This is a genomic window from Kordia sp. SMS9 (genome assembly GCF_003352465.1).
Classification (GTDB): domain Bacteria; phylum Bacteroidota; class Bacteroidia; order Flavobacteriales; family Flavobacteriaceae; genus Kordia.
In genome coordinates, this window is sequence record NZ_CP031153.1 from 1,700,862 (window position 1) to 1,719,178 (window position 18,317).

The window sequence follows — 18,317 nt, forward strand, 5'->3', positions numbered from 1 at the left end:
TAGCCTTAGCTACGGAAAATAGTCACAAGGAACTAGGAGACCAAATGAACGAGTTTATATGTTGTATTTTATGGTTTAATAGGTATTAGTGCAATCGCTTTTATTTTAATATCTTTGAAAGTGAATGTAGCTACCTGCAAAAGTGTACATGAATTCATTAAATTCTCAGACTAGATGAAAAAAGCCTTAAAGATTTTAGCAATTATTATTGTCGTCATCGTAATTCTTGTTGCATACAATTATTCAAAATTAAATATCATTTCAGGATATTCAGCAAAAAGCATGAGTTCTTCGGTATTTGTAGCGAATAGAGCACCTGCGTTTACAGATTCAACCGATAATGGATTTTCACCTATAAATTTTGCGCGTGATTTTGTAAATGAGCAGGAAAAATTTGCTTCTGCAACTGTATATGGATTGATGGAACGCACTGCCGTGTACAGAAAAGGCTTAGGAAGCGTGTTGATTGATGATGACTACGACATTACACAAGAAACGCCAATTCCACTCCGATCAAATGTAGCGCGCATGGCTCCGTATCCATACGGAAACATGAAACAAAAGGATACTACGTTTTCAAATATTGAGTATGCAAAAATTGACGAAGCTGTCACATACGCGTTTTCCAAAGTTGACGGAGAAGATGTGAAAAAAACACGCGCTGTCTTGGTATTGTACAAAGATCAAATTATTGCAGAACGGTATGCAGATGGCTTTACAAAAGATTCTAGAATACTAGGTTGGTCCATGACAAAAAGTGTACTCAGTACTGTATATGGGATTTTACAATATGAAGGAAAACTAAGTGTTTCAGACAAAGCACCGATAGAAGCTTGGCAAAAAGATGAACGCAAAGACATTACTATTCATAATCTATTACAAATGAACAGTGGTTTGGAATGGGATGAAGATTACAGTAAAATTTCTGATGTTACCGAAATGCTGTTCTTAGCAAAAGACATGACAGCATCACAAATAGACAAACCATTGGTGGGAAAACCAAATGAAACGTGGAACTACTCTTCAGGGACTTCAAACCTACTATCGGGAATTTTGCGCAAACAATTCAACTCGCATCAAGAATATTTAGACTTTCCATACACAAACTTCATAGATAAAATTGGCATGCATTCCATGTTGATTGAAGCAGACATGGTCGGAAACTATGTAGGTTCGTCCTATGCTTGGGCAACACCACGCGATTGGGCAAAATTTGGATTGCTATACTTACACAAAGGCAATTGGAATGGAACACGTATTTTTGACGAATCTTGGGTAGATTATATTACCAAACCCACACCAACATCCAACGGTCGCTATGGCGGTCACTTTTGGTTGAATGCAGGTGGATTCCATCCGGATGTACCAAAAGATATGTATTCAGCAAATGGCTATCAAGGACAACGTATTTACATCGTGCCTTCAAAGGATTTAGTCGTTGTTCGTTTCGGATTGGTAGGAAAAGATGAATTGGATTTCAATAAATTTCTAAGTGAAATATGTAACGCGGTGAAATAAGCGATCTGCTGTAACTACAGTAATCATCCACATACAACAGCGTTGTAATGTAACTTTATAAGTACATTGCAACGCTGTTTTGTGTTAGATGATATCATAATCTTCACAAATACAGCTATTTCTCAACAAGTTTTTCTAAAGACAGAAACAAAATACAACATATTACTGATTTAGTGTAATTTTACAGAATTATACATTGTAAAATGTTTTAATACACAAACATTTGTTGTATGTTTACACTGTAATTCTTTCGAAAGAATAATATTTTAAGCTTAAAAATGTGTAAGAAACAGTTCGCGATTTGGTTTTTTACAAACTAAGGAGAAAGCCGAAAAGCCTTTGACAAAGAGTAGGTACAAAATTTTAAAAATTACAATTATGCCAGTTAATCCAAATGAAATTGCTAACATCAACTTTAGTGCGATGTTAGGAAAGCCATTAACAGCAGTTATTGATGCGCAAGCAGCAGCAGCACTTTCTACAGTTGATTTTATCAACGAAGTAGGTCTTGATGATATGGGGAATGTAAAAAATGTAACATTCGCATATTCTAAATTAGTTGACGGATCGCCAACATCGGTAACCTTAACAACACCGTTGTTGACCATCATTCCAATTCCTTTTTTGCGAGTAGCCGATACTACTATTGATTTTAATGCTAAAATTTCTAGTGTTACCAAAGTTACAACTACAACTTCTCACAAATTAGATTTAAGTGCTGAATTGAGTTTACGTTGGGCTTGGGGACGTTTTGACTTTAAAGGAAGTTATTCGTACCAAAAGAAAAATACGTACTCAGATGAGTCAAAACGCTCTTACAGTATGAATATTAGAATTCATGCCGTACAAGACGAAATTCCAGCAGGAATGAGTCGTGTGTTAGACATGCTTGAAGAGTCTATTACTGAATCTTAGAACGTATTACACTAACAATTGAAGAAGCCTCTTCGGAGGTTTCTTTCACTAAAAAAACAAAAAATCATGATTACCTTAAAAGATTATATCGGAAAGATTTACAAAGAGGTTACCAATGCCAAAGTACAATCAGATATTGAAACCTTAGCAATTGCACAAGAATATGTAGCAAACCCAATGTTAAAACATTTTTCAGTGCCAAATATTCGTATCAAAAATATGGAATTGACAATTCCTGTGGCAGTAGATAAAACAGAAACCGTGACACGTGATTATACTGAAAAAGAAATACAAACGGTTTACGAACAAGCCTTTGTGACAGTTAATGACGAATTGCTTACTGATTTGTCAGAAGAAAAAGTTAGTTATTTACAAAGCATTCAGCCAGAAGTGTCCAACAAAGCGCAAATGCAATCTGTCGATGTAGCTTCTAATTTACAACAAGCCACAGTTGCCGACAGTCAAACAGCAACGCAACAACCAGTAGGTGAAGAGGCTACAGGAGCCGAATCTACTTCTAGTCAGTATGCAGCTACTTTAAATCTCGCAGCTTCACAATTTGCGGACGTATCATTTGGTTTCGTGGCGGAATTCAATGTAGATCAAGCTGCGTATAGAACGGCAATAATTCAAGAAGTGGAAAGCAATTTACAGCCGCGATTACCAGAAATTGAAGATCTTCCAGTGATTGTAGAAACAGAACGTCTCAAACAAATTAATGATCCTGCAAATCTCATCAGTATTAAAGTAAATATTACAGATGACGCTATGGAATGGACCACAGATATTGACGAAAATGGCAACACAGTACAACGATTAGATTATCAATAAACAAACGGTTTTTCATAGATATGAAAAACACAAAAACAGCAACAAATGAAAACAAGTATCATAGAAAAAAATACCTTCTTTGAAGCTTCCATCTATAAAGTAGAATTGATTTCTGAACTGCTTCGTTCCAAATCTTCTCGCTTTTTAGCGGAGGTTGAACGTTGGCTTTCCGAAAATCAACAAGCCTTGAAGCAGTTTGGGTTGGTAGAATCGAGTCGTATGAGTATTTTGCAAAATCAACTCTTTGTCGCCAAAACAAAAGATGTTCCTCAAAAAAGAAGACATGTATTCATGGTTGGCGCTAATTGTTTGGAAACAGCCCATAGTTTATTGACAGGCTTGCACGAACCCATAAAGAGTAAGTTGACCAACGGACGCGAAACTATTCAACAAATTTTAATGATGGTGAAAGACAATCCGTCCTACCAACAACAGCAACATGAAAACTTTAATCAATATGTAAAGAATACCTGGAAGCGTTTGCGCAAAGATGCACAATTTAGTGCGGTAGCGATGCAATTGCAAACGCTACTTCCTGAAGTAGATATCTACAGAATTATTGCGGAAGAAATTGAACTGTAACCTATTTCAATATGATGCTGAAAAGCGCAGTTTGAAATAAATGTTCAGTTTTAGTAAGAACTCAAAACTCAAAAAAAATCCCAAAGCGTTGGCTTCGGGATTTCATGTCTTTTTTCTTTCCTTTATCTATAAATCGAATCCTAAATTGACACCCAATTTTTGAGCAATCAATTTGGTGATTCGGGTTTTAATGGCGCTTATCTTCACGCTTTCTAAAACGTTATTAGCAAAAGCATACATGAGTAATGCTTTTGCTTCCTTCTCAGGAATTCCTCGTGAACGTAAGTAAAACAGCGCATCTTTGTCTAACTGACCAATGGTACAACCATGTGAACATTTTACATCGTCTGCAAAAATTTCCAATTGTGGTTTGGTATTGATCGTCGCTTTATCGTCTACTAAAATATTATTGTTCGCCTGAAAAGCGTTGGTTTTTTGTGCTTCTTTCTCTACAATGACTTTTCCATTGAAAACACCCGTGGAACGATCGCCAAAAATACCTTTGTAATCTTGGTGACTTTCACAATTTGGCTCAATATGATGTACCAATGTATTGTGATCTACGTGCTGTTTATCGCCAATAATTGTAATTCCTTTCATGGTAGAATCAATACGTTCTCCTTTTTGGAAAAACTGCAAATTGTTTCGCACCAACTTTCCACCAAATGAAAAGGTATGAACCGACACGTTACTGCTTTGTTTTTGAGAAATAAACGTGTTGTCAATCAAAGATGCATCTTGATTATCATTTTGAATCTTATAATAATCAACAATTGCACGTTTGTTGGCAAAAACTTCTGTTACTGAATTTGTCAATACCACATTCGACGTTAAACTTTGATGGCGTTCAATGATTTGCACATGCGAATTCTCATCTACAACAATTAAATTTCGTGGCTGCAACATCATTGACGCTTCGCTGCCCGTAGAAAAGTGAACAATTTGTATCGGTTTCTCAACAACTTTATTTCTAGGAATGTGAATGTATGCACCTTCCGAAGCAAAAGCTGTATTTAAAGACGTCAAACTATGATCTGCCTTCGCAGCTTTATTATAGTATGAATCCATGATAATTTTATACTTCGGCTTGTTCAAGGCAGAACTCATCAAACAAACATCAATACCGTCATGCGTAGTTTCTGAAAGGAACGAACTATACTTTCCATCGATAAATACAATTTTATACGTATCAATATCGTGGATAAAATATTTTTTTACTTCCTTAAACTCAATGGCAGTTTCTTGTTGTGGAGAAATCGTGTAGTCGTGTTTTAACAACGCATTCAGTGAAGTATATTTCCAGTCTTCATCTCGCTTCGTTGGAAATCCTTTTTGCTGAAACGTTTTAATGGCAGTATTTCTAATTTCATTTATGCTTTTTGATTGATGATTGTTGACACGATCTTCAAAAACCATAAAAGATGACAATAATTTATCTTTTAACTCCATGTGTAACGGCTTAAATAGTTGCTTCTTGCTTTACCCAATCGTATCCTTTTTCTTCTAGCTCTAAGGCAAGTTCTTTGGTTCCCGATTTTACAATTTTTCCGTCATGTAAAACGTGTACAAAATCTGGTACAATATATTCCAACAAACGTTGGTAGTGTGTAATTACGATCACGGCATTATCTTCACTGCGTAATTTATTCACACCATTTGCTACAATTCGCAAGGCGTCAATATCCAATCCTGAATCTGTTTCATCTAAGATGGCTAATTTTGGCTCTAGCATTGCCATTTGAAAAATCTCATTACGTTTTTTCTCTCCACCAGAAAATCCTTCATTCAGTGAACGAGATAAAAAGCCTCTATCAATTTCTAACAATTCCGCTTTCTCGCGAATTTTCTTTAACATTTCTCTGGCTGGCATTTCTTCCAACCCTTTCGCTTTGCGCGTTTCGTTAATTGCGGTTTTTACAAAATTTGTCACAGAAACTCCAGGAATTTCCACAGGATATTGAAACGATAAAAACACACCTTCGTGCGCACGTTCTTCGGGTCCTAATTCTTCAATATTTTCTCCGTTTAAAAAAATTTCTCCTTCCGTAACTTCGTATTCTTCTTTTCCAGCAATAACCGAAGATAAGGTACTTTTACCTGATCCATTTGGCCCCATAATCGCATGTACTTCTCCAGCGTTTACCTCAAGGTTGATTCCTTTTAGAATTCCCTTATTCTCAATACCTGCGTGTAGATTTTTTATATGTAACATTTTCTATGTTTTCAGTTTTTTTAGTCGAATTATTGATTGTTTTTGATGATAATAGTACCATCTTGTCCATTTGGTTTTTGGACGGAAAGAATTTCTGTTATTTCAATCACTTCTTTCCAAGCGTCTTTCAAAGGATTTGGTTTCTTTACGCCTCTAATGACTACAGGAACCATATCTTCTTCTTTTGTTTTAAATTGTTTGCACTGCTCGTTGAGTTCTTTCATTTTTTCATCAACCACAACTCCGTATATTTTACTTCCTACAGTTTGAAGTACAGCAGCATTATCATTTTCTAAGTATAAAAACATACCTGAAAAAGTAGTCGTGTTTAGATCACCGACTGTTTTTGTAGCAGTAATACCATTTTCCTTAATCGTTTCACTTGATTTTGATTCATTTTTGCAACTTACTAAAAGCAAGCCCAACGCGAAGATGAAATAGATTTTTTTCATTTTGTAATATATATTTATGATTGATTATCCAACAGAACCTTCTAAGGAGATTTCTAATAATTTTTGTGCTTCTACTGCAAATTCCATTGGCAGTTTGTTCAACACGTCTTTGCTAAATCCATTGACAATTAAAGCAATGGCTTTTTCGGTGTCAATTCCACGTTGATTGCAATAAAAAATTTGGTCTTCTCCAATTTTACTTGTCGTAGCTTCGTGTTCTATTTGAGCGGTTTTGTTTTTTGCTTCAATGTATGGAAAGGTGTGTGCGCCACATTTATTTCCCATCAAGAGCGAATCACACTGTGAAAAGTTACGCGCATTTTCTGCTCTTGGTGCCACTTGGACCAACCCTCGGTAACTATTTTGTGATTTTCCAGCAGAAATACCTTTAGAGATAATGGTACTTTTTGTGTTTTTTCCAAGGTGAATCATCTTGGTTCCAGTATCTGCTTGTTGATAATTATTTGTAACGGCAATGGAATAGAATTCTCCTACGGAATTGTCACCTTTCAATATGCAACTTGGATATTTCCATGTTACTGCGGAACCAGTTTCTACTTGTGTCCAAGAAATCTTAGCATTGGTTTCGCACAATCCTCTTTTGGTTACAAAATTGTATACACCACCTTTTCCTTGTGCATTTCCAGGGAACCAGTTTTGTACTGTTGAATATTTGATTTCCGCATTGTCCAAGGCAATCAATTCTACCACGGCTGCATGCAATTGATTTTCATCACGTGATGGAGCAGTACAGCCTTCCAAATAACTTACATAGCTGCTTTCATCTGCAATGACTAATGTACGCTCAAACTGCCCAGTTCCAGCTTCATTGATTCGGAAATAGGTTGATAATTCCATCGGACAACGCACGCCTTTTGGAATATAACAGAAAGATCCATCCGTGAAAACGGCAGAATTTAATGCTGCGTAAAAGTTGTCTTTTTTAGGAACGATAGTCCCAATATATTTTTTAACCAATTCAGGATGTTCTTGAATCGCTTCTGAAATTGGGCAGAAGATGATGCCTTTTTCAGCTAATGTCTTTTTGAAAGTAGTCGCTACAGAAACGGAGTCAACCACAACATCAATGGCAATTCCTTGCAGTTTTTTTTGTTCATCTACGGAAATCCCCAATTTTTTATACATTTCTAACAATTCTGGATCTACATCGTCCAATGATTTATTAGGATCTGTTTTTTTTGGAGCGGAATAGTATGAAATTGCTTGAAAATCTGGTTTTTCATAATGCACATTTGCCCATTCTGGTTCTTCCATTTCAGACCAAATTTTAAAAGCGTCCAAGCGCCATTCGGTCATCCATGCAGGCTCATTTTTCTTTTCAGAAATGGCACGTATGATATCTTCATTCAAACCTTTTGGAAACGTATCACTATTGAGGTCGGTATAAAAACCATACTCATACTCTTTCGTTTCCAACTCTTTCTGTAATTCTTCTTCAGTATATTTACTCATTTGTTTCGATACGATTAAAAGATTTAATTGAAACTAAATCTCATTTTTTTACAATTCTTTATTTCATGTTGGTAGGTACTATTTTAAGATATTTGCATCAAAAAATACTACATTTCAAAAGGTGTATTACAGCGAGAACGATTCTCCGCATCCACAGGTGCGCTGTGCGTTAGGATTGTTAAAAACAAACCCTTTTCCATTCAATCCGCCTGAATATTCCAAAACAGTTCCTACGAGATATAAGAAGCTTTTTTTGTCTACAATAATTTTGACACCATTGTCTTCAAAAACTTTATCCTCTTCTTTTTGACTTTTGTCAAATGTTAAATCGTACGATAATCCGGAACATCCACCACTTTTTACACCAACACGAACATAATCAGTAGTTGCGTCAAAACCATCATCGGTCATGAGCTGGACTACTTTTTTACGGGCTGTGTCTGAAACTGTTATCATGTTATTAATTAGATTTTAATTGTACTTGCAAAGATACGCTATTTGACGCGTTATTTGAAAAATCCTAACATTTATATAACAAATTATATCATAGAATTTTTTGATACTGCTTTGTTAACTCCGTTTTGGATAGTAAGTAGCTTCATTTTGAGTTAGTACGCTGTTTATGAACTGTATAAAATGTTAAAAAATTGTTAAAATTTCAGTGCATATTTTTTGAAGTCCTCTCAATATTCAAGTGAGAATAAGCAATTTGTAAACTTATGATTCTGAGTTTTTTAATTTTTAGTTGCATAAAAATGACTACACATACTACTATAAAATCATAAAAATTGTAAGGTAAAGTTGTTTTTGTGTTGACAGAATACCGCTATGTAATTTTACCTGTTTTAATGATTCGCGTAATTGCTGCTACTATTAAAGTGCTAAAATCTGCTAGTTTTGCTTCATAATCATAAAGAATTATGGCGTTGATAATTATATTTTATGATATAAGTCTTAAAAATTACTAACCCCTATTATTAATTTAAACATTGAATAACATGAGAAAAAATTACATTTTTTTACTAGCATTTTTAACCATCTGTGTTGTAGGCGCAGAAGCACAAACCTTAGGTTATGCCATCTGTTTTGATGGCGTCAATGATTTTGCGCCGGTCTACAGATCTAGCGAAACAGGAATCTTTGGAACCAATGCGAACAATGATAGTTTTACGATCGAATTTTGGGTAAAAGACAACGGAAATGGCGGAAAACACATGTATTCCAAACATTATGACAGCGGCACCGCAAAAGAAGGATATTTTATTGAGAGAGATGCTACTTCAGGATTCGTGACTGCTGGAATTGCAAACAATACAAATAATTGGACTACAGTTACAGGAACCAGAGCCATCAATGATGGAAATTGGCATCATGTTGCAGTTACTTTTGATATTACTATAGGTCGATTAATGTTATACGTTGATGGACATTGGGAAGCTACTGCTAATGGAATTACACCTGTATTTGGAAATACTGTAGATGCGCGTTTGTCAAGTTCTGAACACGAAAACACGTTTTTTGGAGGTGCGTTTGACGAGGTAAGAGTATGGAATACCATCAGAACGGCTTCAGAAATTAATATCGGAATGAACATGGAAGTAGCTACCAATTCAACAGGTTTGGTTCAATACTTCAAGTGCAATGAAGGAATTCCTGATACCGATAACTGGATTTTATATCAGTTGGTAGATCATACAGGAAATGGACGTCCTGGAGATTTATGGAATGTTTTCAGATTGGGAACCTGTTCAAATTGGGTGCATACAGTATCAGATTCAGTATTGTCTACTGAAACATTTGAAGCGCTTACTGAAGGATTAACTTTGTATCCAAATCCAGCAAATTCTATCATTAAGATCAATGGTTTGCGAACAACAGTTGATTATCAAATATACAATATGTTAGGCGCAGTGGTAAAAACAGGAAATACAACGAACAATGAAGTAATTTCCATTGATAATTTACGCAACGGAATGTACTTTTTAAAGTTATCAGATAACAGAACTATTAAGTTTATTAAGCGATAAATACGATAAATACAAACTTATTGTATCAAAAATGTATAAAAACATCGAATGGCATTGCTAACATTCGATGTTTTTTTATGAATACTATTTATACTTTAGCTCAATAACTTCTTCACCAATTAAGAGCCTGGTGACAGTTTCATTTTTAGGAATAGAAGGCGCAAATTGAACTATAATTTTTTGCTTTTTCTTGGCTTTTAATTTTTGTTTGGGATCACTTTTTGTGAAACGAAAACCTGCTTTTAGAAAATAATCAACTTCGTGTAAATTATCTTCTTTATCAATTAGAAAAATAGTTTCAAAATCTACAATTTGTTCTTCAGAAGATTTATTTTTAAAGTTTAAAACCATTGTGATAAATTTTTGCCCTTTTTCTGCTTTGATTCTGTAATTTGCTCTATCTACAGTTCTACTTTTTGATAGTGAATAGACTGTAAACTCAATATCGTCTGAATATTCATAGACAGCTTTTCGATCAATTTTTTGTGCAAAAATTACAGTAGTAGCTAGCAATACGAAAAGGAATATTAATTTTTTCATGTTGAATGATTTTTGTGAATGTTTGACGAATCTACGGTTTTTTAATTTCCGCTATGGCTTTATTGTTGTCTACTTTCCGACAATTCCGTGAATTCTCTTTTTATGCCAATTTTCTTGGCGATGTGCCTAAATTAAAATTCTGAAAATCGCTGATCAAAAATGAAATCCGTATCGGTTAGGGTTTTTAAGAAGTCAATAATGCGCGCTTTTTCTTCGTCAGTCATAGGAATTCCGAGTGTTCCATCAGTTTGTAGAAAGATAGAATCTATATTTTCGGTATCATTCACGCCACTTCGGTAATGCTCCAAAACGTCTTCTAGCGTAGCAAAACGCCCGTCGTGCATGTATGGAAAGGTGACTTCAATATTGCGCAAATTGGGCACTTTAAATTTGTAATTATCCGCAGGAAATCCTGTCACGCGTGCGCGACCGATATCATTGTATTGTGGGTCAATTGCCAAACCATTGTTTCGATACGACTGATCTGTAAACAATTCGCCTGCATGACACGAAGCACATTTTTGATTGAACAATTCCATGCCTTGTGTTTCGTTGGCGGTTAAGCTTACGTTGCCTTCGTTGCGACGAAATTTATCGTATTTACTGTTGGAAGAAGTCATCATCACTAAAAATTGTGACAACGCTTTTAAGATATTTTCTGAGTTGATTTCACCATTTTCAAACGCTTCTCGAAACAATCGTGGATAATCTGGATGTGCTTGTAGTTTTGCGATGATATTTGTAAACGTCTCGTTCATCTCCACTTCGTTCGTAATAGGAATGATGGGTTGCGTGTCCAAATGAATTGCTGCGCCATCCCAGTTGAATTCGTTCTGATATGCCAAGTTGTGTAGCGGTTGCGCATTTCTGCTTCCCAATGCGCCATCTACACCGTGACTGATAATGTGCGTATGATGCGTAAAAGCAAATTCTTGAATATGACAAAATCCGCACGCAACGACATTGTCAGATGCCAAGCGGCCTTCATAAAACAAACGTCGTCCCAACTCAAAACCTGTTTCTGTGGGCGGATTGGCTTCCATGTCATATACCAACGATGGAAAATTAGTAGGCACTTCAAAATCTAACAATACTTTTTGGAATTCGCCCGCAGTTTGCCCAGGAATTTCCTCATACGGTTCATTCTTACAGGCAACCAATAAAAGTGCCACACAGATGTATATGTAATTGTTGAATTTCATAGCTGTTGCTAAAATACCAAATGTCTATTGATTGGGCAAGATGTACGCGAATAGATTCAGTTTTAGACTTTTATTTTAGATTTCACACTAGCTATTATCTAGGAAGTATTTTTTTAATAGTCACAATTTCATTACTACCCATCATATTTCGAAGTTGTATTCTTTGATATATATCTTCTTTCCAACTTGTAGAGGCAACTGTATCTATTTGTATAATTTCAAAGTCTGGTCTTGGATTCAACCCTTTACATTCAGAGATTGTCATTGGATCAAAAATACCGCGTATTCCACAAACATAAAGTTCATTGTTTTCTACAAAATAACGAACAGGAATCTGATAATCAACTTCTGTTTCACTTTTGGGTGATATCATAAACATGAATTCATCTTTAAAAATCCATATATGTTCTTTTGTTTGTTCAAACTCAAAATTTACTTCATATTGACCGTTTAGAATTGGTGCTGTTTCAATCGTGTTTTTTGGAGTTTGATTCTTTGAGTTATTGCATGAAATCAAAATTATACAGGCAATAATAATTTGGCTAAATTTTAATATTTTGTTTGCGTTCATTTTATAACATGGTTGAGTAGTACTTTTTGGATTGCTATGATTGGTTTTGTCTCGTCTTGTTCTTGACAAGAAGCTAAGTTACATCATTAAAATTAAAAGAAATAAAATAATTATTAATTGCATTTTACTACTGCTGCTAACATTTCAAATGTCTGCCGAATAGGTAAGATATACTGCATTTTGTACTATTTTTTAAAGAACTAAAACAATCCTACATTTTGTACGATTGCAGCGACTTTTGTTTCCAATAGCTTTGAAGTATTAGAAATCATAAAAAATACAATGATGAAAAAACAAGAAATGAAAAGCAAATTGAATTTGAAGAGAAATGTAATCTCAAATTTTGAAAGCAATGAAGTGACAGGAAAAGGACCTGAAACATGGACCTGCGATTGTTGGACACGCAGAAAAGACTGTAAAACGTATGAACCTACACAAGATGGTTGCCAAAGTTTTTGGTGTTCAGGATTAGGATGCAGCTAAAATTTGAATCTTTTTAGATTTTAGTTTTAAAAAGATACTCACAGTTTACAGCACATGTTTTTAGGTTTAGGCTGTTGCACTGTGAGTTTTTTTAGATCATTTTTTTCTCATTTGCCAATTGAATTGCTTCCGCTTTAGAATTTACATGCAGTTTTTGATAAATGTTTCTAATATGTGTGCGAACCGTCGTTTTGGAGATAAATAATTCTTCCGCAATGGTGCTATAGGTTTTTCCTTGTGCAAGTAACGTGAGTACTTCTTTTTCACGTTTTGACAAGGTATTATCTTGATGATTCAGTTGAAACGATTCCACAACCATTTTGGCAATTTTATTACTCATCGGTGCGCCACCTTTTTCCAAATCTCCCAAAGCTTTGTTCAATTCTGGCAGCCCTAAACTTTTGGTTAAATATCCGCAAGCACCTGCTTTTAAGGCTTCAAAAACCATATTGCTGTCTTCAAAAACAGTGACAATGATCAATTCGGTTTTTGGATATTTTTGTTTGATGCGTTTTGTACCTTCAATACCATTGATGCCTGGCAATCCGATATCCATCAGCACAATATCTGGACAATTTCCTGATTTGAAATCTTCAAAGGCAGTTTCAAAATCTTCGTACACACCTAACAAAAAATAGTTGTCAAGTTGCTGAATATATGCTGCCATATTTTCGCGAAAAATGGCGTTGTCTTCAATCACTGAGATATATTTTTTTGTCATGATTTGTTCATTTTAATGAGTTCTTCTTCTAGTTGTAGTGTAAACGTGTAGCAAACACCGTCTGATTTTTTGATGTCTATGTTGGCGTTGATCATTTCCATGCGTTTTTTAATGTTTTTTAACCCATTTCCATTGCTGGAAGTAATTCCGTCGATGCCTATTCCGTTGTCTTGAATTTGAATTGTAAATGTAGCTTCCTCCAAATATGCTTTGAACACAACTTTTGTGGCTTTTGAATGTTTGATGATATTGGCCAAAATTTCTTTGTATGCCAAAATGATGTTTCTACTTCTTACATAGGAAATGTCAATAGGAACAATGTCGATTTCTAGATATAAGTAGTCAATTTCATCAAAAAGATCAAAAAAGGTTTCGCCATAATCTCTTAAATATTTACACAAACTTTCAATATTGTTATTTTTCGGATTCAATGACCATACAAAGTCTTTGGCAGTATGATAAATTTCTTTGGAAAGCGACGTTATTTTGTCCACTTTGGGCGAAGTCACTTTTTCACTGTGTTTTAAATTGTTTGATAAGCCAATGACAGAAGCAATTTTGTTTCCAATTTCATCATGGAAATCGCGTGCAACTTCTTCGCGCAAATTTTCTACTTTGTGTTCTAAAAAAATACGGCGGTTAATTTCGTTGGATAAGGTTTCGTTTCTGCGTTTAATCACGCGTAAGCGATACCATAAAAAACCTAGTAATAGTACAATAATGGCAATAAAAATAAAGACTTTTATCACGGTAATTTGATACCATTTTGGTGCAATCGTAAAATGGATTTTTTGTGGAATAGACCATTCACTGTTGATACGCTTTCCGCGAAAAGCCACTGAATAATTGCCTGGTTTTAAATTGCTCATTTCGAGTGTTTGATGTTGCATTTTGCGCCATTCAGAATTGTTTATTTTATATTCAAACAACACCGCTTTTGAGAAATAACGTGTACTACTTTTAAATGCAATCAACACATGATCGTCTTGAATGTCCGTTTGATGAATTTCTATCTTGGGCGGGATAGTGACGTCTAACAATTTTGGATTGAACTCCATAATTCCATTACCTGTAATAACCCAAATGATGCCTTTGGTGTCTTGATAGAAACTGTAAATATTGTTAGAATTGGTGCCGTTTTTTGTGTTGAAATGATATTGAAAATCTTCCGTAATAATCCAGAAACCTTTGTTTGTTGCAAAATAAATTCGGTTTTCTGTATCTACAAACGTATCGTTGATGTATATGTCTTCTTCTGTAAATTGTATTGGAAATACGTTAGTTCCATCAAATGTGTACGCTTCATACGGCGTAGAAATGATGCATTGATTTTTATGTCGTATCAATTTCCTAACAACACGTTGTGCAAAAGTGGTTTGCAGTTCCGTATCCTTTGTTTCTACCCAAAAATCAACGTCGTTATTGGTGTATTTTCGAATCCCGTTTTGCGTACCAATATAAATTGCATCGTTGAAATAAATGCCCGTATTGATCTTTTTATCTTTCCGGTTGTACTGAATGCAAAAAATATCTTCTCGATTCTTTTCATGAAAGCGACTCAGCCAATATTTTGAATAAAAAACAGTGTCACTTTCTTTGGCAACCAAAAAGTTATTTGCGCGACAACCACTAATTTCTTCCAAATTAGAATTGTACAAACTTGCATGTGAAGAAAAATAACGTTTGCCATGAAACGAAAAAATGGAGTTTAATCGAAAAGGATTTTTTTGCTGCACAAACGTATCTTTTTCTTGTAGCGTATACGATACATTTTCGGTAGCAAATACCATATTTCCTTGCGCATTTTCATAGCTGAATTTAGGGACAGGAATTTGGTAATCGTTATTGTCGTAAGACTTAAAAAGTGACGGAAATATTTTGTAAATTCCATTGCCATAACTCGCAATATAAATCGCATCTTGATCAATAAAAATATCACTAATACCGTATTTTATGGTGAGAATTGGTTCCGTGTGAATCACTTGAGAAAAGTCGTCGGTAAACGTAACAACATACACGCTGCTGTATTCGGCGCGATGCCTAAATTGTACTAAAATTTGATTTTTTTTGTATGGTTCAATATGCTGAATGGAATACGGTTTTTTGAAATGATAGGTTTGTATTTGCGCAGGATTTTTCTTTGAGATCCAAGTCAAGTTTCCATGCTGATCTCCCAAAAATAAAAACGACTTGATACTCCGGATCGCTTCAATGGTTTCGTTGATTTCGTATGGAAAGTTAGGTTGCGGTTTGCCTTTCCAATCATAGGTAAAAATTGTTTTTCCTTCGTGCACATAAATGCGATCGGCATCAATGGCAATTCGACGTTTTTCATTTTGCTTTTCAAAACCAAATAACGTATCAACTACTTGATGTTGATTGAAAGTCAAAAATGCAGTTCGCTGATACGTGTTGAACGTAAGTACTCTATCATCATTTTTAAGAATTCTGTTGATGCGTTCGTTATATACATTGGTAATTTTGTGTACTTGTTTTGCTAAAATACCATCAAGCCAAGAACCAACATATAAAATACTGTCGTTTACATTTAGTAAAGAAACGGGATATCGAATTTCTTTTTTGTTGTGAATTTTAAAATCGGAGCCATCAAAAGTTACCAATCCGCCATCGGTAGCAATATAAATTTCATCTTTGAATTTTTCAATAGCGAAGGTATAATTATCAACCAAACCATTTTCCACGTTGAAGTGTTGCGCTGTCCAATATTGCGCCTGCATTAAGAAGCAATACAAGAAACAGCCAATGGATAGGATACTTTTTTGCACTTGAAAAAGGTTTAGTTTCCCTAAAATAACGATTATGTTATATTTTTAATACTACAAAACGTAGTATTTAGTAAACGATTTTTTATTTGTTTTGGTGTGCTGTTTGTGTAAATTGGTATTATTCTTAGGTGTGTAGCAATACTATTTCATGCTCCAAAATTTTCAATCAAAGCGATGATTGTTTTTGAAGTATATTTGGAAAGTGATTTGAAACTTTTCTTATGGCAAAGCAGAATTGGTACTAGAAGTTGTTTATTTTTTCAATAATAAATTCATTGTCATCTTCGTAGATCATAAGTGCTTTTAGTTTCTTGTTTTTTGTGAGGAACTCTTTGCATTTAGTTACACCCATCGCCATGCAAGAAGTGGCGTAACCGTCTGCCAATGCGCATGTATCCGTAACGATCGTTACAGACAATAGGTTTGAACTTTGTGCATATCCTGTTTTTGGATTTACAGTATGTACAATTCTGTTTCCTAAGGAATCTACTTTTGTTTTTCTATAATTACCAGAGACAGCTAAGGACTCATTTTCCAAAGAAATAGCCTGCACAACATCTCTTTCGTTTGGTTTCGTTGGATTGTCAATGCCAACTCTCCAAAAAGATTTTGATTCTGTGTTTTGACCATGCGCAACAATTTCACCGCCAATATCGATCATGAAGTTTTTAATATTTTTTGAGAGAAAAAAATTTGCCAACACATCAGATGTGAAGCCTGGCGCAATGGAATTGAAGTCTAATTGAATTTCTTTATTTTCTTTTAAAATTTGCCGTTCCTTGATTTTCAATTTGTCAAAACCAACTGATTTCATCAATGCTGTCACTTCCGTATCGGAAAGTAAATTGGTAGGTTTCCCGTTTCCAAATCCCCAACCTTCTACTAAGGTTTTAACCGTAGGATCAAAATACCCGTCGGATTCTTTGTGAATTTTTGAGGCTAAATTTGCGATTTGAATGAAATTATCTGATAAATTGATGGTATCATTTCCAGAGTTCCATATGGCTATTTCACTGTCATTTCTATACGTTGATAATGATTTGTCAATAGCTTTAAAAATGGAATCTATTTGAGGCGTCATATCGGAACTACTAAAATAAATGATAGAATAATAGCTGCCAAAAACAGGACCATTTAACGTTTTTTTGGTCACTTTTACTGCTTGTTTACAGCTAAAACAAAAGGTTGTAAGTAGCATCACAGCAAAAAACAGACCGCTAATTTTCTTCATAACTATGCATTTTTTAGTGTGCGCTAAATGTTGTTTCCAAATTGGTGGCAATTCTTGGTGCATTTACAGGATCTACTTGAATATCACTAGTTTCTTCAAATTTAATTTGATTGGTAGCATCAATAATATTTTGAATGTATGCTGCTACCGTAACAGAAGCCGTATTTCCTGTCGTAATATTTAGGGTATTTGCTAGTGGCAGCGTAACGAATTTATAATTATCTAAGTTTTGCCCATGACTACCCACATGAATCACAAATGGCGCTTCTGTGCCGCCTTGTGGTGTATATGTTCCTTCAAATTTGATGAATTTATATCCTGCCGCCCAAGTCCATAACATGCCCGCTTCTTCTGCTGTTGGAATAAAATTTAAAACGCCGCCATCTAACGGATACTTAGATTGATCTACGCCAATTCCGAACGAAATTTGCGTGTAGTTGCCCACAGGAATTCCTGTCAAACTCAATGTTAAACTGCTGGCATTTTCTTCGTTAATTACAAAATAAGAATCGTCTTTGGGATACTCAAAAACAGCTCCATTGTCTTGTGTGAGTGCAAGGTTTGAAATGATATATTTCAACTCATTCGTTACCACACTTTCATTATTTTGATTTACATATACCGTCGTTCCTAAAGTCAAATCTTGGTTTGCAGCAATACGATTATCAAACGTAATTTCTACCGCTGAGGTTTCAATGGCGTTAGAATCGTCATTACACGATGATGCAAGCATTAGAAGTGAAATTGAAAGTACATACGCAAGCTTTTTCATG

At 34.9% G+C, this 18,317-nt stretch carries 18 protein-coding genes; 6 read left to right on the plus strand and 12 right to left on the minus strand.

Annotated features, from left to right (window positions below):
* Positions 1-174: 174 nt before the first annotated feature.
* From KORDIASMS9_RS07340 to KORDIASMS9_RS07355, 4 genes are all read left to right on the plus strand, one after another.
* Positions 175-1,518: a serine hydrolase gene (locus tag KORDIASMS9_RS07340; protein ID WP_114902223.1), complete on the plus strand. Its 1,344-nt coding sequence runs from the start codon at positions 175-177 to the stop codon at positions 1,516-1,518.
* Positions 1,519-1,896: 378 nt separating this feature from the next.
* Positions 1,897-2,433, plus strand: coding sequence for a DUF2589 domain-containing protein (locus KORDIASMS9_RS07345; RefSeq protein WP_114902224.1), 537 nt, complete (start codon positions 1,897-1,899; stop codon positions 2,431-2,433).
* Between the two features lie 66 nt (positions 2,434-2,499).
* A complete protein-coding gene (locus KORDIASMS9_RS07350; RefSeq protein ID WP_114902225.1) occupies positions 2,500-3,264 on the plus strand; it encodes a hypothetical protein in 765 nt (254 codons plus the stop codon).
* A gap of 45 nt (positions 3,265-3,309) precedes the next feature.
* A complete protein-coding gene (locus KORDIASMS9_RS07355) occupies positions 3,310-3,846 on the plus strand; it encodes a hypothetical protein (RefSeq protein ID WP_114902226.1) in 537 nt (178 codons plus the stop codon).
* A 126-nt stretch (positions 3,847-3,972) separates the two neighbouring features.
* Here KORDIASMS9_RS07355 and sufD read toward each other — a convergent pair whose 3' ends face one another.
* From sufD to KORDIASMS9_RS07380, 5 genes are all read right to left on the minus strand, one after another.
* On the minus strand, positions 3,973-5,295 hold the full coding sequence (gene sufD / locus KORDIASMS9_RS07360) for a Fe-S cluster assembly protein SufD (protein WP_114902227.1): 1,323 nt from the start codon (positions 5,293-5,295) through the stop codon (positions 3,973-3,975).
* Positions 5,296-5,305: 10 nt separating this feature from the next.
* Positions 5,306-6,058: a Fe-S cluster assembly ATPase SufC gene (gene sufC, locus KORDIASMS9_RS07365; protein WP_114902228.1), complete on the minus strand. Its 753-nt coding sequence runs from the start codon at positions 6,056-6,058 to the stop codon at positions 5,306-5,308.
* A 29-nt stretch (positions 6,059-6,087) separates the two neighbouring features.
* Positions 6,088-6,510 (minus strand): hypothetical protein, encoded by a 423-nt coding sequence (locus tag KORDIASMS9_RS07370; RefSeq protein WP_114902229.1) that lies wholly within the window; start codon positions 6,508-6,510, stop codon positions 6,088-6,090.
* A 24-nt stretch (positions 6,511-6,534) separates the two neighbouring features.
* Positions 6,535-7,983, minus strand: coding sequence for a Fe-S cluster assembly protein SufB (gene sufB, locus KORDIASMS9_RS07375; protein ID WP_114902230.1), 1,449 nt, complete (start codon positions 7,981-7,983; stop codon positions 6,535-6,537).
* Between the two features lie 126 nt (positions 7,984-8,109).
* Positions 8,110-8,439 (minus strand): iron-sulfur cluster assembly accessory protein, encoded by a 330-nt coding sequence (locus tag KORDIASMS9_RS07380; protein ID WP_114902231.1) that lies wholly within the window; start codon positions 8,437-8,439, stop codon positions 8,110-8,112.
* A 542-nt stretch (positions 8,440-8,981) separates the two neighbouring features.
* Here KORDIASMS9_RS07380 and KORDIASMS9_RS07385 point away from each other — a divergent pair.
* Positions 8,982-10,010, plus strand: a complete 1,029-nt coding sequence (locus KORDIASMS9_RS07385; RefSeq protein WP_114902232.1) for a LamG-like jellyroll fold domain-containing protein — start codon at positions 8,982-8,984, stop codon at positions 10,008-10,010.
* Positions 10,011-10,094: 84 nt separating this feature from the next.
* Here KORDIASMS9_RS07385 and KORDIASMS9_RS07390 read toward each other — a convergent pair whose 3' ends face one another.
* The 3 genes from KORDIASMS9_RS07390 to KORDIASMS9_RS07400 form a co-directional block, all read right to left on the minus strand.
* The gene (locus KORDIASMS9_RS07390) at positions 10,095-10,550 is read right to left on the minus strand and encodes a hypothetical protein (protein WP_162819807.1); all 456 of its coding nucleotides are present in this window, start codon (positions 10,548-10,550) and stop codon (positions 10,095-10,097) included.
* 131 nt (positions 10,551-10,681) lie between these two features.
* Positions 10,682-11,752 (minus strand): cytochrome-c peroxidase, encoded by a 1,071-nt coding sequence (locus KORDIASMS9_RS07395; protein ID WP_114902234.1) that lies wholly within the window; start codon positions 11,750-11,752, stop codon positions 10,682-10,684.
* Between the two features lie 94 nt (positions 11,753-11,846).
* A complete protein-coding gene (locus KORDIASMS9_RS07400) occupies positions 11,847-12,323 on the minus strand; it encodes a hypothetical protein (protein ID WP_162819808.1) in 477 nt (158 codons plus the stop codon).
* A 285-nt stretch (positions 12,324-12,608) separates the two neighbouring features.
* Here KORDIASMS9_RS07400 and KORDIASMS9_RS07405 point away from each other — a divergent pair, with 285 nt between their 5' ends.
* The gene (locus KORDIASMS9_RS07405; protein ID WP_114902236.1) at positions 12,609-12,806 is read left to right on the plus strand and encodes a hypothetical protein; all 198 of its coding nucleotides are present in this window, start codon (positions 12,609-12,611) and stop codon (positions 12,804-12,806) included.
* A 91-nt stretch (positions 12,807-12,897) separates the two neighbouring features.
* Here the strand turns inward: KORDIASMS9_RS07405 and KORDIASMS9_RS07410 are convergent, their stop codons facing one another.
* The 4 genes from KORDIASMS9_RS07410 to KORDIASMS9_RS07425 all read right to left on the minus strand — a co-directional run bounded on the left by KORDIASMS9_RS07410 (position 12,898) and on the right by KORDIASMS9_RS07425 (position 18,316).
* Positions 12,898-13,527 (minus strand): response regulator transcription factor, encoded by a 630-nt coding sequence (locus KORDIASMS9_RS07410; protein WP_114902237.1) that lies wholly within the window; start codon positions 13,525-13,527, stop codon positions 12,898-12,900.
* Positions 13,524-16,313 carry an ATP-binding protein gene (locus KORDIASMS9_RS07415; protein ID WP_162819809.1) on the minus strand — a complete coding sequence of 930 codons (2,790 nt, stop codon included), beginning with the start codon at positions 16,311-16,313 and terminating at the stop codon, positions 13,524-13,526. Before KORDIASMS9_RS07415 ends, KORDIASMS9_RS07410 begins: the two co-directional genes overlap by 4 nt.
* Before the next feature lie 241 nt (positions 16,314-16,554).
* Complete coding sequence (locus tag KORDIASMS9_RS07420; RefSeq protein WP_162819810.1) at positions 16,555-17,544, minus strand: FAD:protein FMN transferase; 990 nt, start codon at positions 17,542-17,544, stop codon at positions 16,555-16,557.
* A 13-nt stretch (positions 17,545-17,557) separates the two neighbouring features.
* Positions 17,558-18,316 carry an MbnP family protein gene (locus KORDIASMS9_RS07425; RefSeq protein ID WP_114902240.1) on the minus strand — a complete coding sequence of 253 codons (759 nt, stop codon included), beginning with the start codon at positions 18,314-18,316 and terminating at the stop codon, positions 17,558-17,560.
* Position 18,317 lies beyond the last annotated feature (1 nt).

Bases quoted from the DNA above. Each gene is read 5' to 3' on its own strand.
- KORDIASMS9_RS07410 (WP_114902237.1), bottom strand. From the start codon at position 13,527: ATGACAAAAAAATATATCTCAGTGATTGAAGACAACGCCATTTTTCGC.
- KORDIASMS9_RS07355 (WP_114902226.1), top strand. From the start codon at position 3,310: ATGAAAACAAGTATCATAGAAAAAAATACCTTCTTTGAAGCTTCCATC.
- sufB (WP_114902230.1), bottom strand. From the start codon at position 7,983: ATGAGTAAATATACTGAAGAAGAATTACAGAAAGAGTTGGAAACGAAA.
- KORDIASMS9_RS07350 (WP_114902225.1), top strand. From the start codon at position 2,500: ATGATTACCTTAAAAGATTATATCGGAAAGATTTACAAAGAGGTTACC.
- KORDIASMS9_RS07370 (WP_114902229.1), bottom strand. From the start codon at position 6,510: ATGAAAAAAATCTATTTCATCTTCGCGTTGGGCTTGCTTTTAGTAAGT.
- sufD (WP_114902227.1), bottom strand. From the start codon at position 5,295: ATGGAGTTAAAAGATAAATTATTGTCATCTTTTATGGTTTTTGAAGAT.
- KORDIASMS9_RS07405 (WP_114902236.1), top strand. From the start codon at position 12,609: ATGAAAAAACAAGAAATGAAAAGCAAATTGAATTTGAAGAGAAATGTA.
- KORDIASMS9_RS07400 (WP_162819808.1), bottom strand. From the start codon at position 12,323: ATGAACGCAAACAAAATATTAAAATTTAGCCAAATTATTATTGCCTGT.
- sufC (WP_114902228.1), bottom strand. From the start codon at position 6,058: ATGTTACATATAAAAAATCTACACGCAGGTATTGAGAATAAGGGAATT.
- KORDIASMS9_RS07425 (WP_114902240.1), bottom strand. From the start codon at position 18,316: ATGAAAAAGCTTGCGTATGTACTTTCAATTTCACTTCTAATGCTTGCA.
- KORDIASMS9_RS07420 (WP_162819810.1), bottom strand. From the start codon at position 17,544: ATGAAGAAAATTAGCGGTCTGTTTTTTGCTGTGATGCTACTTACAACC.
- KORDIASMS9_RS07385 (WP_114902232.1), top strand. From the start codon at position 8,982: ATGAGAAAAAATTACATTTTTTTACTAGCATTTTTAACCATCTGTGTT.
- KORDIASMS9_RS07395 (WP_114902234.1), bottom strand. From the start codon at position 11,752: ATGAAATTCAACAATTACATATACATCTGTGTGGCACTTTTATTGGTT.
- KORDIASMS9_RS07345 (WP_114902224.1), top strand. From the start codon at position 1,897: ATGCCAGTTAATCCAAATGAAATTGCTAACATCAACTTTAGTGCGATG.
- KORDIASMS9_RS07380 (WP_114902231.1), bottom strand. From the start codon at position 8,439: ATGATAACAGTTTCAGACACAGCCCGTAAAAAAGTAGTCCAGCTCATG.
- KORDIASMS9_RS07390 (WP_162819807.1), bottom strand. From the start codon at position 10,550: ATGAAAAAATTAATATTCCTTTTCGTATTGCTAGCTACTACTGTAATT.
- KORDIASMS9_RS07340 (WP_114902223.1), top strand. From the start codon at position 175: ATGAAAAAAGCCTTAAAGATTTTAGCAATTATTATTGTCGTCATCGTA.